The organism is Prevotella aff. ruminicola Tc2-24 (genome assembly GCF_900110895.1).
Lineage (GTDB): Bacteria > Bacteroidota > Bacteroidia > Bacteroidales > Bacteroidaceae > Prevotella.
In genome coordinates, this window is the sequence record NZ_FOIQ01000001.1 from 407,718 (window position 1) to 421,249 (window position 13,532).

The 13,532-nt window shown below is 42.9% G+C and carries 12 protein-coding genes; 3 read left to right on the top strand and 9 right to left on the bottom strand.

Annotated features, from left to right (window positions below; all coding sequences use genetic code 11):
* Positions 1-167: 167 nt before the first annotated feature.
* Positions 168-1,403 (bottom strand): AAA family ATPase, encoded by a 1,236-nt coding sequence (locus BMY63_RS01770; RefSeq protein ID WP_091914311.1) that lies wholly within the window; start codon positions 1,401-1,403, stop codon positions 168-170.
* Positions 1,404-1,851: 448 nt separating this feature from the next.
* Here BMY63_RS01770 and BMY63_RS01775 point away from each other — a divergent pair, with 448 nt between their 5' ends.
* Together BMY63_RS01775 and BMY63_RS01780 are read left to right on the top strand one after the other, a co-directional pair.
* Positions 1,852-3,159 carry an HNH endonuclease gene (locus BMY63_RS01775; RefSeq protein ID WP_091914312.1) on the top strand — a complete coding sequence of 436 codons (1,308 nt, stop codon included), beginning with the start codon at positions 1,852-1,854 and terminating at the stop codon, positions 3,157-3,159.
* Complete coding sequence (locus BMY63_RS01780; RefSeq protein ID WP_143065689.1) at positions 3,156-4,211, top strand: hypothetical protein; 1,056 nt, start codon at positions 3,156-3,158, stop codon at positions 4,209-4,211. The genes BMY63_RS01775 and BMY63_RS01780 overlap by 4 nt, the downstream gene beginning before the upstream one ends.
* 263 nt (positions 4,212-4,474) lie before the next feature.
* Here the strand turns inward: BMY63_RS01780 and BMY63_RS01785 are convergent, their stop codons facing one another.
* From BMY63_RS01785 to BMY63_RS01805, 5 genes are all read right to left on the bottom strand, one after another.
* Entirely contained in the window at positions 4,475-6,130 is a 1,656-nt protein-coding gene (locus tag BMY63_RS01785) for a hypothetical protein (protein ID WP_091914316.1), read from the bottom strand.
* A gap of 4 nt (positions 6,131-6,134) precedes the next feature.
* A complete protein-coding gene (locus BMY63_RS01790) occupies positions 6,135-7,409 on the bottom strand; it encodes a hypothetical protein (protein ID WP_091914318.1) in 1,275 nt (424 codons plus the stop codon).
* Between the two features lie 189 nt (positions 7,410-7,598).
* Positions 7,599-8,852: a type II toxin-antitoxin system HipA family toxin gene (locus tag BMY63_RS01795; protein WP_091914320.1), complete on the bottom strand. Its 1,254-nt coding sequence runs from the start codon at positions 8,850-8,852 to the stop codon at positions 7,599-7,601.
* A gap of 6 nt (positions 8,853-8,858) precedes the next feature.
* Positions 8,859-9,176 (bottom strand): helix-turn-helix domain-containing protein, encoded by a 318-nt coding sequence (locus BMY63_RS01800; protein ID WP_036909573.1) that lies wholly within the window; start codon positions 9,174-9,176, stop codon positions 8,859-8,861.
* Positions 9,177-9,910: 734 nt separating this feature from the next.
* On the bottom strand, positions 9,911-10,621 hold the full coding sequence (locus tag BMY63_RS01805) for a Fic family protein (RefSeq protein WP_371113566.1): 711 nt from the start codon (positions 10,619-10,621) through the stop codon (positions 9,911-9,913).
* A gap of 312 nt (positions 10,622-10,933) precedes the next feature.
* Between BMY63_RS01805 and BMY63_RS01810 the strand changes: the two genes are divergently transcribed.
* Positions 10,934-11,335, top strand: a complete 402-nt coding sequence (locus BMY63_RS01810) for a LytR/AlgR family response regulator transcription factor (RefSeq protein WP_091899454.1) — start codon at positions 10,934-10,936, stop codon at positions 11,333-11,335.
* On the opposite strand, the gene BMY63_RS12150 is transcribed toward BMY63_RS01810, so the two are convergent.
* The 3 genes from BMY63_RS12150 to BMY63_RS01825 form a co-directional block, all read right to left on the bottom strand.
* The gene (locus tag BMY63_RS12150; RefSeq protein WP_143065690.1) at positions 11,332-11,850 is read right to left on the bottom strand and encodes a hypothetical protein; all 519 of its coding nucleotides are present in this window, start codon (positions 11,848-11,850) and stop codon (positions 11,332-11,334) included. The two genes, BMY63_RS01810 and BMY63_RS12150, sit on opposite strands and share 4 nt — an antisense overlap.
* 267 nt (positions 11,851-12,117) lie before the next feature.
* Entirely contained in the window at positions 12,118-12,693 is a 576-nt protein-coding gene (locus BMY63_RS01820) for a DUF2589 domain-containing protein (RefSeq protein WP_256218894.1), read from the bottom strand.
* A gap of 47 nt (positions 12,694-12,740) precedes the next feature.
* Complete coding sequence (locus BMY63_RS01825) at positions 12,741-13,520, bottom strand: hypothetical protein (protein WP_143065691.1); 780 nt, start codon at positions 13,518-13,520, stop codon at positions 12,741-12,743.
* Positions 13,521-13,532 lie beyond the last annotated feature (12 nt).

Below are 13,532 nucleotides of genomic sequence, written 5' to 3' on the forward strand. Positions count from 1 at the left end.
GATTATGCACGTCTTTTTTCCTTGTAAGATTCTGATCAAGATAAATCGCCACAAAGGTAAAAATAAAAAACGAACCCTGCAAGGAATTCGCCCATTTTAAGTATACAAATAACACTTCCCCCCCAAGGCGTGTTAGTGCCTTGGGGTGGAATGAGTATTATAATCATTCACTCCTTATCATCTATATCCAGCAGGAATGAACCCAATGACGGCAATGCGCCTAACTTTCCGATCTTATAAGAACGGAAAAGCGACAGATTCTTATGCAGTCCGAACTGATCGGCACGTGTGAACTTTGAAGTGGCAGTCTTTGACGATTTCTCGGCAAACCACACCAGATTACGATTTTCGTTTAAGAAATCCTCTTTCAGCAAGAGAATCTCCTGCGACGTAAAGATCAACTGCGATTCATTTGAATTATACAAGAACACATTCAGGAAATAGAGCAAAAGATCATAATGCAATTCCACATCCAGTTCATCCATCATATAGACATGGTCACCAGTCACCATATCATAAAGGAAATCAAGAATCATCAGATACCTCTTAGTACCTTTAGACTGACTTTCATCCCCCAAGACGAACAGCCCCAGCTCTGACCCATTCAAGAACTGTACCTCTTCAAATATCGTTTTAAATTTCGTACTCAATACAGTTTCCTCATATCGATAGCTAAAATCCTCAATATTAAAATCAGCCTTTTTCAATAACTGCAGGAAGAACTTCTTTTTCTTCTCGTCATGAGTCACGTTACCGATTCTCTTCTTGAAAGTGTCTGGATAATCGCCATCAACCTCATGAACATGAGCCGCTATCCAATTATACAGGTTAGCGATCCCTAAAGCATCATCTCCCAAAGCCACCTTGTTGAAGGTTGACAAAACAGAGTGATTATTCAGAGTGTTCTGAATAATTGCGTCCTGAGTCTTTGACAGAAGCTTAAGACTATTACCAAATCGGATGTCAGCCTGAGTGTCAGCAGAAGTATATGAACGCTCATAGAACAGCGCCTTCGTGTTATTCGGATAATAATAGAGCTCTTCTTTCAATATATAATCCGGGAAATAAGCCACCTGATAGTCATACCTAATCTGATTGGCATAGAACGACACGAACAGTTTCGTCGGCTGGTCTCTGTTCAGTGCAAAAGGCCCACCTCCAATGACTGCATCCTCTTTTCCTGAACGAGAAGCGAACAAGATGTCAAACACGTTTTGAAGAGCATACAGGATATTCGACTTACCAGAAGCGTTGGCACCATAGATAATCCCAAGCTTATTAAGCCTGGTTCCATTTGCCATCTCAACAGATGCGACGGAATCATCATTCCCCTTGCATTCAAAGTTCAGAATCTGCTTGTCGCGGATTGACTTATAATTCTCTGCCCAGAACTCTCTAATCATAATTCACTTAATTTTAAGACGATTTTCGTAAGAAAGTTACGATTTTGGCACAAAAATACAACAAATCATCCAATCATGCAAAGAATTACATCTTTATTTAGCATTAATTATATCAAAATGTAGTATTCCTTATTCTTTAATGTCATCGGTTAATGTCACTAGTTTACTGCATTACGTTTTTTACATCATCACATGGCAGACACCTGTTCCAGAGACTTTACGCGACTTTCTAGGCATACAATTGAAGAGATAATAACTTAAAAATTGTACCCTTAATTTATCTGATGTCTATGACCTGTCCCCCAGGCATACATCCCGTACGTCGCTGTCTCATGGCGATCATTTCTTTTCCGCTTTCATTTCATGTTATCTTCCTGTCATTATGTCACGCCCCCCTTCTTTGGCACTCTATTTGCACTCTTTGGTTGAATGCTTATCAAAAATCCATATGTCACAGTTTACCATCATAGCAAACAAGCAAAGTCCAGTGCTCCATATTGAAATGCACGACAAAAAATCAGTTCGCCTCCTTGCTGAATTGTTAACTGGTAACTCTGCTGCCACGCGAATTCCTCGTGTATTGACTGTTACAGAAGATTTTAAAAACAGGTTCCATCTCCTGGATGTCATTGGCGAAAGAGCTTATTCTGCAAAGCAATTCTTTAATGAAATTTCTTTTGGCCAGCATTTTCTTTTCCTCCCTGGTCACATTGATGATTGTCTCCTAATCTACCTTCACACATTGAAACTTGCGAATCTGGATGGTGTATCTCTCAAATCTGTAGATTTAGGTAAAGTCTTCCCTTATCTCTATAAACATTATGAGGTTCGTACTTTCAACGGTAATGAGCGCCTCAAAATTGGCGTTTATGATAAAGAAAAACGTGTTTGCCGTTTTTGTGGCCGTTCTATGCCAGAAGCAAAATTCAAGCAGAAAGCCCATGCCATCTCAGAATCCCTTGGTAATAAAGGCCTGGTATGCCTCGAAGAATGTGATGATTGTAACACACGCTTCAATCAGACCATCGAGCAAGACGTTACCCGTTTATTCCAACTCATTCTTATCTTGAAAGGTATCAAGGGGAAGAACGGCAATCCAACTTTACAAGGCGATGGTATTTCCATAAAGAATGATCCATTCTCACAATCAACACTTGGGAGAAGCACCTTGGTTCTGAAAGTACCAAATATGCCAGACACACACGACCCGCAAGAAATCGCGAAGTTCATATCGGGATTATTCTCCGGTTTCTCCAGCATCAAATATATCCCTCAGAACATCTACAAATGCTTCTGCAAATATGTACTGAGTGTAATTGACAGCAAGTACCTACCCTATTTCAAAGGTACTATCGACTGGATTAACGAGCCTCCGACCAAACGCCGCCTACCTCCCGTCTGGTATTATAGTACCCCTATCAGCACCGATACGCCCTATCTAGTTGTCATGCAGCGCAAGCACAATCATAAGGACATTCCTTATTGCTGGGCTATTCTGAACATCGCAGGGCATCAGCATCTATTCATTATCCCATTTTGTACCCGCGACAAATACAAGTTTGTTAGTAAAACCCGCGTGAATTTTTTCCTCAATGGACTCAAGAACGTCATGCCTAACGTCAACTTACAACCTATGAAGTTACATGGCATCACACCCACAAGCTTAAAGATAAACACAAAAATTGAGATACCACCAGAATGTGTGGAAGGGCGAGATTATTATTTCCTTAAACCTCAAAAACCAACAACAGTATGAAAAATAAGACAACGCATCACACCCCTTGCGCTATCTGCAAGTCTCAACCTGCAGATAAAACCAACTCCCATATAATTCCAAGTTTCTTTGTCGCTATGGTATCCAGTATTGACAACAGTTATAAACGGGATAAGGAATTACTATATACCATTGGCGACCGTATTACTACGCCATATATCGGCCATGCAGTTAGAGAAGAGGAATTACTCAGCAGTTTCGATTCAATAACAGACGAGCGCCTTGCCATGATGAATGACAACACCGTCTCAAAAGATTATATCTTCTGTCCTCATTGTGAAAAGAAGCTTGGTGAGTATCTTGAATCACCTTGGCACGATCATCTGTTTAACAACAGAAAGATTAGCCCTGCCTCAGCTTATTTCTTTTGGGCATCGATCCTTTGGCGAATCTCAGTGTTCGAGGGAATAAACTTTAAGTTACCTACCCATATAGAGAAATCCCTTAGAAAAAGACTAAACGCCTTCATCGTAGCCAAAGACAACAAAAGCGATACATCTCAACTAATGAGCAATCTTCCGTTCTGCTACAAAGTCTTATACTGCAAGGATTATTCTAAACATCATGGCGGACTCATCTATTACGAGTATGATTGTAAATCCAAGGTAGTCACACTGCTCCTTGGCGATGTAGCAGCTTGCTTCTCATTCCACAAAAATGGTTCATTTGATAAGTACTCTTTTCACGGTCTAGAAGAAACATTCCCAAATGCATCTATTAATGATGGTTCCTGCAATGAAGCAATCCTTAATGTCGATGCGAGTATATTAGACATCACCAATTCAAGACTAATCAACAAATTGCAAACAATAAGATTGGAGGCAGACAAGAAGAACATTCTAGCCATGTGGAAAATGGTAAGGAAAAAATCAATTCCTAATCTTCCTTCTAAACCCGATGATTGTTTTATCAGATACGTTATTTCTGAATTACACAACGATACCGTGAAGTCCGGTGAAAAGATTACCCATGAGTATTTTTCCAAATGTTTCGGTATGGGGCTAATAAAGATCTACAACATAAATCTTTATTAGTAGGCTTTATTCACTAAGGGGACCAGCCCTTTCGCAGGCTTTCTTTCATTCTGTTGATACAGATTCTTTCGTTTGTGTTGTTCGATTATATCCAATAATCATTCACTGCACCTTGTATTAACAACAGCTAACAATCTAATAGACTACCGCCCCATGAGCGTAGCAACGAACTTCTCGGCTTTCTGTTGTTTCTTTCCTGTTATTCTCTCATCTATCTTATATTATTAATACACCACCACGAGTCAATATCTGATTTTCGCACATCATTCTCTGCCCCATACGAGTTTCTTCAACACCGCAATCATCTCTATGCCTTTACAAAAAATGTCTTCAAGTACTTCCTGCTGCGTCTTAATTCCCATCTGAAAATAATCTTCACAACTTTTCTTCTTACCTCTGCTCTTTCTATGAGCAGTAGTTGAAGAACGTAATTCTTGTAGATTACGGAGAAAAGAAATGGAGTCGTGTATGTCCTTCTCTTCGGATAGAAGGAAAAGTTCAAACTTGCTTATCCCACCTTTAACAGCGTTCTTGTCTGATGCATTTAACGATTTCAACCTTGCTTGAACATTACTATTGGTCTCATCTATACTCTTTACCAATTCATCTTCATTCAAAGAATCAATAAGAATTTTGGTCATTGACAGTATCTGTTCCTCAAAGTCACTAGGATTATTTTGCTGAGTCAAACAATGCAACGTCTTGAATCTGTGTTCATCATCAGCTGCCAACGGTAGGAATAATGGCCAAGCATACTTCTTTCCCCACGATTCGTTAAACACTTTGAACTGATACTTGAACTTCAAATCTGGAAATTCAGGATTGTAGGATCGTCCTACATACCATCTTGCAAAAGCGGTATTACTAACCTTAGCATCAGGTGGGGGGGCTATATTATATCCTTTCCAATAAAGTTGCTCTTCGTGTGGTAATCCTCCCAAATCACCCAAAATGACAATTGCATAGTCGCGCTGGTCGTTGTCCACCCTCAGATCCCATACTCCTTCACAATAAATACACCCATCTGTTACCTGATATCTACTAGGGTCTTTATAATATTTGTCAAGAACCGCTTTCCTGAAGAAAACAGGAATCACAGCTAGGGGGGCGTCGTCTCGTTTCATAAAATAATTTGAAAGTTGTCTTTCATTACAAGTATAAGAACGCTCATCACCATTCTTATCATATCCAATAATAAATTCTTCATAGGTTTCATCATGGAAGTAAGGATATTGGTCAGCATCGAAATCATCTGTATTATATCTGAGAAGACACTTCCCCATTACCCAGCCTCCAGATTTATTTCCATCAGCAAGATTCCCTATAAGGCTAGTATAATTGTAGATGAGATTCTCTTCATTTACAATCTCATTTTGAACCGGTTTGATGCCAAGTTCAAAAAACGAATTCTCCGAATAGCGCTTTATATCAATGAAGATCAACAGGTTAATCCTCCTTGCAGCAAGATAAGAGCGTAGCAGTTTGGCCTTCATCTTTACTTGGATTCCTTTTATGACTGCTACAACATCTTTATTACCATTCTCGTCTATCGTTATAAACTCACGCTCATCTTCCGACTTGTATTTCTCATGTATGCCACAAAAGAGACGAAACTCTTCTGACAACTCCACATAAGCGGGATGGGTACCGTACCTGTCCCTGTATATTACAAAAGGCTCAACATCCTCATTGTTTCTTACGTATTCATATGAACCATCGCTCCATAAGTTAACGGAAGGGGCACCATGGCCTCGCAATAAATCCCACTGGTAATCATGCATACACTCCCCAACCTTGTTATCCAGAACAAGAGCGGAATGCACGGCCTTATCACTAACGGTAATCCATCCTCTGTAGATAAATCTATCTCTAAGTCCTTGAATCACATCCAGGCAGAGTATTTGCTCTTTTGCTGTCATAACATTAACAATATGTTCGAAAGTGTATTTCGCGCTCATCAAAGTCACTGATACTTTTATCAATCTTCTTAGCTTTCATTATATCAGCCAATGCCAATAGTTGGGTATTATGGTTTATTCCTGGATCTATAAAATAGCAAGGCTTATTATGATAATCGAAATAGTTCAACAGATAGTCATTTATTCCTTTATCCTTTCCGCCATAGCCTATCACAATCAACACCTTCGCATTAATCAGGTTGTTCTTAAACTTGCGGAACAACCTCTTATAAAATCTAGAACGATAAAATGGTGTTTTAGTGGTAGCACCTGTCAAGAAGTCTGCATGAGAGGAAATGAAATCATTATCATATCCATTCTTCTTTGAGCGTTCTCTTTCCAAATCCATTAATCCCATTCCATATCTGAACTTCACCTCACAATCATCAACTAGCACATATCCAGTTCCTCTATGTATCATCACATAATTAAGACTACCATGAAGTTTATATAGACGGATAGGCTTGCCATAATATCGGCCTGTATATCTTTCCAATCTACAACGATAGGAATCCCGACCTTTAATATTCAGTATTCCATAATATCTTGACCCATAGTCATCAAAACCATCTGACATATCGCCGTTGATATAGTCTGACCGATTGAATGATTCTAAAAACAAATCGTGATTTAGTGTATGTATATTGACGAGATATTCTTCCTTCAATTTACTGAGATATTGTAGAAAGTTATTATATAATGCTCTAGGCTTTGTACCATACGGCCCTATGTGAGTGGGCTCACCCTCATACCAAGACTTATTATCAGCATCTTTCAACAGATGAGCCACCATCTGGCTATAAATATCAGGCAAACTACCAGACAACAAATATGGATAGTCTGTTTCTGATTTATATTTTTCAAAGACTGATGCATATTCTGTGTGTAAGTCTTTTGAGCGCAACACATCCATGAATTGCTCGTAGTCAAACTCTACCACTCTTTTGTTGTATGCAGCTATCAGATCTTTGCACAAACAAAATGCCTGCTCATGATTGTTTGTATATCCAAAATCCGGTTTAGTTCCATCCGTATTAGTAGCCAACACACCAGCGGGTGAAAAGGCTACAGGTTGTTTGTCAAAATCAAGTATGCCATTATTAACATCAGCACCCTTAGGATAGCCCATAGGTATAGAGAATCCTGCCCCAAGAAGGAATGCAATTGACTCTCTTTGATCAAAGTGTCTTTTCTCCTCAGATTTATATCCAAAATCGGGTATTTCTTTTCTATTTGACATTATTGTATAATTTTAATGATACAGATTCCATTATTTAACGGGGAGGATAATGGTTAGTATATTTATGGTTGGTCAACATTGTCATTGATGATTGATGTCCGAATGCATCATGATTAGTAATAACCGCTTACAAAGATAGTGGATATTTTTGTAACGGCAAAATTTTAAACAATAAAAAACGCTCGGTGGTTAAACCGAGCGTTGGAACACTTGTTCAAACACATCCACCTCTCGTTTGGCTATCCCAAGGCGAGAGGCTATCGATCTCCAATGCTTCACACCCTCTTTCACCTCAGAAATGATGTTCTGTGCATCTTTCTTGCCAATCATATATTCCTCACAAGAATCAAGTAAGATTTGCAAGTCTGCATGATTCGTTGTGGAGTTGATGAGCAATGCCTGATGGTCGTTTAAGGTCGGATTCATGTCGTACGCCGGTGAAAGCGTCCAGCCACTAGGTGTGAGCAGGAAGCCATGATTACGGAAATGGTCATCGCTGTTGCCTATGGCGATATTAAATGCCACACGACGATAGAGCTGACGCAGGTTATCTTCCACATCGCAACAATTTTGGAGAATGAAGTCAACAATATCCAGATATCCATGCCCCGTCTTGGCATCACAACCGTCTGTCAACCCCAAAAGAGTCATGGCTGATGCAAAGTGAAGGCGACGTCCGTCTTCGGTTCTATCAAAACGTCTGGAGAGCAAAGCGTGGTATTTATCCCCAGACTTGATCACAGCTGTTTCGGCAGTAACGACTCCTGCATCTTTAGCTAACAGATGACTGAGATGTTCCCATAGTGAAACATCATAATCGTCATGCCTTGACGGGAACTTTGCCACACACAGTCTCCCCTGCTCATCCATCACCCCAGCCTTCGGACGCGCTCCACCTAAAGAAGTGCCTGGTTGTATCAGTTGCAGAAGCCATTTCTTCTCAGGCAGTTGGTTCAGTTCTTCACTCTTCTCTACCTCCATACTTGCTGCCACCAATGCCCGGATATCGGTCAAAGGCGGAATACGTAGTGAAGGGGCACAATTAATAAAATCCCCCTCCTTCGACTCTTTGAAACGGAAACCGCCCATGCGAGAGAAGTCATCAATACCCATCAGGTAGTCAAAGGATGAAAGATTGCGGACTGGACGTTGCTCTTCAGCGGCAAGAATCTGCTCACGACGATTAAGCAGAAGACGTCCCCAACGGTCAGGCAACGCATCACTGAAACACCCAAAGATATCTTTGCCAGGCTGGGTATATTGCTGACCAGGATAATTATTGATATCGGCACTCAGGAATATGCTACCATATTGCCGTAACCAATCATTATCGAACTTGAACGAATAGCTATCTGAGCCACGAAGTGTTTCGTAGCCCAGTTCACCTATCAACAAAGGCTCATTCAGCCAGTTAAAATCTGCATATATATATACCGTCCGCATAGTTCACTATTTCTTCGACGCGCGTTCACGATGTTTGAGAGCGAGGTCCTGCAAGGCACGACCCATCTCATCTTTCTGTGCCAGTAGTAGGATATCATCATCAAGTTGAAGAGCATAAAGCACACGGAGATAGATACCCATAGCAACTGTCGGGGCACCTTTCTCTATTCGTGCCACAGTCAGCGGAGAGCAAGTCGCACGTTCTGCGATCTGTGCCACACTTAGATTTCTTCGCAGTCGTGCAAGCTTTATCTGTTCGCCCACCGTCTGCATCTTCTGTTCCAGTTTACGGGGTAGTTTTGTACCCATTGTTGTTTTACCCATAACAATCACAACACTTAATTATGTGTGCAAATATAAAGGTTTTTATTTATTTTATGATAAGTTATGGCAAATATATTGCTATTTTATATCATTATTTAACATTTCCTGTTAATACAAGAGTACGATCACCGAGCGTCGCGGGTGCTAATAGCCTTCATTTTCTTTCTGTCACCAGAAAGAAAACCGAAGCAAAAGAAAGAGTGCGAAAACGTCCTGCCTCGGAGGCCGTCTGTCCGATTTTAGTAGCCACTCAATGGGCTCGCTTCGCTCAAACAGCATTTCGTATTTCGTTGCTTGTCTTGCACAGCAAGCCAAGACTCAATATGGCTCCGAAAATAGTACAGTCTCTAAAGACCTCCTCGTGCGGAGTGTTTTCGATATTTGCTGCGCCTGTCGAAGCACAGAAGCGTAAAGGCGTTGCGGGTGCTGCGCCATCATCAATGCGCCAGCCGAGAGTGACAAGCGGGACCTGTGATGGTCCCAGCTTACCTTAATGTAAGAGCGACAGGAGGAGCGGTTAAGCCCCTTGCCAACGATTGGCGAGGGGTTTGGGGAGTGGTTCGAAGCCCCTTCTTAAGGACAAGAAGGGGTTGGGGTTGTTGGTGAACCTGCAGGGTATAACCCTGCACTATGCCGCCACTCTTGGCGCAAGAGAGAATGGCCCTTCTTGGACGAGCCAAGCGAGCAGAGCTCGAGCGCGACAGACTCAAGGAGTGTAAGACAGTATGGGCAGTCTAGAAAAACATCGTGGGCAGAGAGTTCTTACGCTTCTGCTCCAGTTCACTAGTCATTCGGTCGATGGCCGTCTTAAAGAAGAAAGCGACCAGATGTTCATCCGTACCCTCGGTACGTATCTGTTTCAAGGCCGAGATATAAGCTGCGCGATCTTCAATCCTGATAATCAAAAGAGGATGACCAGTCTTCAGAAGAATAAAGTTCGACAACAGTCTTCCCGTCCGGCCGTTACCATCGCGGAAAGGATGCAGATATTCATAATACCCATGCCATTTGGCAGCCACGACCATCGGATGCTGTCCATCATCAAGTGCCCGACATGTTGACGCCATCAGTTTCGGCACCCGAGCGATCAGTTCCTCATGATTGCCGAAGACCGTATCTCCAGCAGCCATATCCTCTGTTGTATAAGCTCCTGCAACAGCATCAGGCACACGATAGCTTAAGGTGTGCTCCGTCACCAGACGATTGATCTCCTTTAGCAACATCTCATCGAAGGCATGATCCAAGTGAGTCACCATATAGTCGAACGCCCGGAATTGATCCGCCATCTCCGTACACTCCAGAAGCGAGCGCCCCACTGGCACCATCGCCATACCCTGTTCCCTGAGGATCCTCGTATCATCGACCGTAAACGAGTTTCCCTCAATGGCACAAGAATGAGCAGAGAACAGAATCTCGTTGTATTCCATCCACTGTTTCTGACTCATCCTCTTTGAGATTTTCCTCTGATACTCCTGTCGGATGCTTTCGTATTGTTCAATCTCTTTCTCGAACATCGTGGGCAAAGATAATCATTTTCTTCTATCCCACCAAATAAACGAATAAAAATGTATGGAGGGGGATTGCTCAGGGACTACAAGCTCAGGGAGATGGCAGGCAAAAAAAAAGATAAAGATTCTTGCAGATATCAGATTTTTTGTCGAAATTTGTAACTTAGGTAAACATAACAAGATATCTTACGATACTTAGAGATGCCAACACAATCCAGTTAATAAAATAATCAACTATATCTCGTATGTATGGAGGAGGAGAAGAAATCTGTCCATGAGGTTGAGCGAATATTCAGCGAACACGTCTTTATTTTGAGTGAATGGGGCTACAAACGAGTCAGCATTCATGATATTATTTACTTGGAGGCTCAACAAAGCTATTGTTACATACATCTTTCCCCGAACAACGGAAAGAAGATTGTATCTATCCCTATGTGCGAAGTGTTAGAGGACCTGAACCCTCTTCTGTTTGTACGTATCCATCGCTCCTATGCCATCAACATTGAGCATGTCACCTTATTTGCCGGTAACATGATAAGAATGGACAATGGTGTTGAACTCAACATTGGCAGGGAATACCGTTATAATGTTGAAGAAGCGTTCGTGCTGATTGGCTCGAGGAAACGTGTTAAAAAGAGCTCATCATGCTAATAACTGACCAACTCGTGAGTCTCCACCTCGCATAAACGCAACCTGATCTGCAGTCTTGGTTTCTTGCTTTCAAGAAGCGTCAGACAGACCCACCTGTCAAAGCCTTTCGTATGTTCCCGCATAATGATTTCCATCTGGCGATTGATCTGGACCTGATAGAGCAGACGGTCGGCTATCATATAACACTCGACACGTGAAAGACAAACGCCAGGGAGGTTCAGGAGAAAGGTATAGGCCTCCGTCAAAGATGACACCGTCCCTTTCCAGCGGCGATGACCAGGGGCGTTGCGGGTGCTGAGCGGTCCCTGAGCTTGTCGAAGGGCAGGTCGAAGCACAAGGCCGTGCCCCTGCGGTATACCCTTCGACAGGCTCAGGGGCCGCAGAGGGGAACGCTGGAGAAGGTATTCTGTTAATGTTTCGACATAGAGATCATTTTCGCGTCTTCCAGATCCCCGTCGAAACAACAGACAGAACACCGACCTCATCCAGTTTCCCCATGTACGAATCAACGACATCTTCCTCACTAACGGTTAGATAGAACCGGCGTTATTGACCCTCTGCTGTGCCTCCTCGACCTTGGCCAGTATAGAAAGCGCTTTTGCAGACGCCTGTCGGTCGATATCCAACCTTTGGTGACACCACGGGCAAGACAAGCTCCTTTGATACAGAAGATGATGGATAGGAACAGGCATGAACTGACCACAACGCGGGCATGCGAAGCCCGGTACACGTTGCTGTGCCTGAGGACTTGTTGTTATCTTTGTTTCCATTGACTATATTGTTTAATTATCGTTTTTCTGGGGCTCCTCTTTCTTCTCAACCACATCCGCCACCTGTAGATTGTTGGTTGCCAGATTCAGCAGGTTAGACAGTCCGCCAGGCATATCGGCCTGCCGCATCTTCACTTTCACCTTCATATTCGCAGCCAGTCCCTGTCTGGCCTTACTCTCAGCATCCCCTTCTATACGCGACGCAGCCATGGACACCCTGAGCTTCACCCCCTCCTGCTTCGGTGCGGCGTTGTCCCCCCTGTCCCTCAGAGAGAACGTGGAATGATCGTCAGGATCCACTGCATCGATAATCTGGATATCGAAATCGAAGTCAGCCTCCTTGACCTGAAGCAAAGGCAACGGCACCAGAGTCATCAGCGGGATGGAAGCTTTTTTCTGTTGCGTAACCCTCCCCTCCTGTACGGAATAAGTGAACTCCAGCATCCTCAGATTGCCGACCTCGCCTGTCACGTGGTTATAGGAGTCAAAAGCCAGTTCATAGAAATAACTGAGATACCTTCTGGCAGAAATGCTATCCGCATCAATCGTTGCGACCAAAGGACCTGAGATCAAGTCTTTCAGTTCCATGATCTGCCTACTTGCATTTTTGACAACCGTTTTCATACGCACAAAAATTACTCCTCATTCATATAAAGATTGATATTGTTCGGCGACACCTTGAAACGTAAGGTGTGGATAGCCTCTTCCGGTAGTTTCGACAGTTCCTCCGACGATACGCACACATCCACCGACGGTACCATCCGCTTTCGCATCACATTGACATCCTTCAGCAAGGCGGGCAACCCGTTCTCCACGGCCGTCTTCATCGAAGCCAAAGCCTTTTCCTTGAAGTCATCATGACCATGTTGGTCAAGGATCTCCTTGATATCCTCCTGGTTCAGCAGATACCTGTTGCCTACATCGAGGATAACCTTCAATATGGTTGACTGGTTCAACGTTCCGTCGTCATTGATGATGGCCGTTGACTCCTTTTGTAGAGACCTCATCATCTTACGGCTCAAAAAAGCACTAAAATCACGCCTTTTCTTCATGTCGTCACCTAATGAGCCCATCACGAGGTCCACCTCAGCGTTATTGGGTGGAAGAGCATCATAGAAGACAGGCATAGCACTACTTAGCAACAAGTCGGCACACGAGTTTGACACGTCCTTCATCATGCCACGCATGACAGGATAGTTGATCTCATACTGCTCGACATTGACGGCAGCATCCGTCACACCATACTGGAGAGAGAACTCGATCTCGCCCATCGCCACAGAAGGCAAGGCAAAGTTTTCAAGTCGTTCATCCTTACGGTACAGATCCTCGAGAGACACGGCGTACATGTTTGCCTGATGTTGCGCATAGACCATATCCCGAAGGACAGAGCTGATAATAGAACTTAATTGAGCCATAAGATAACATTA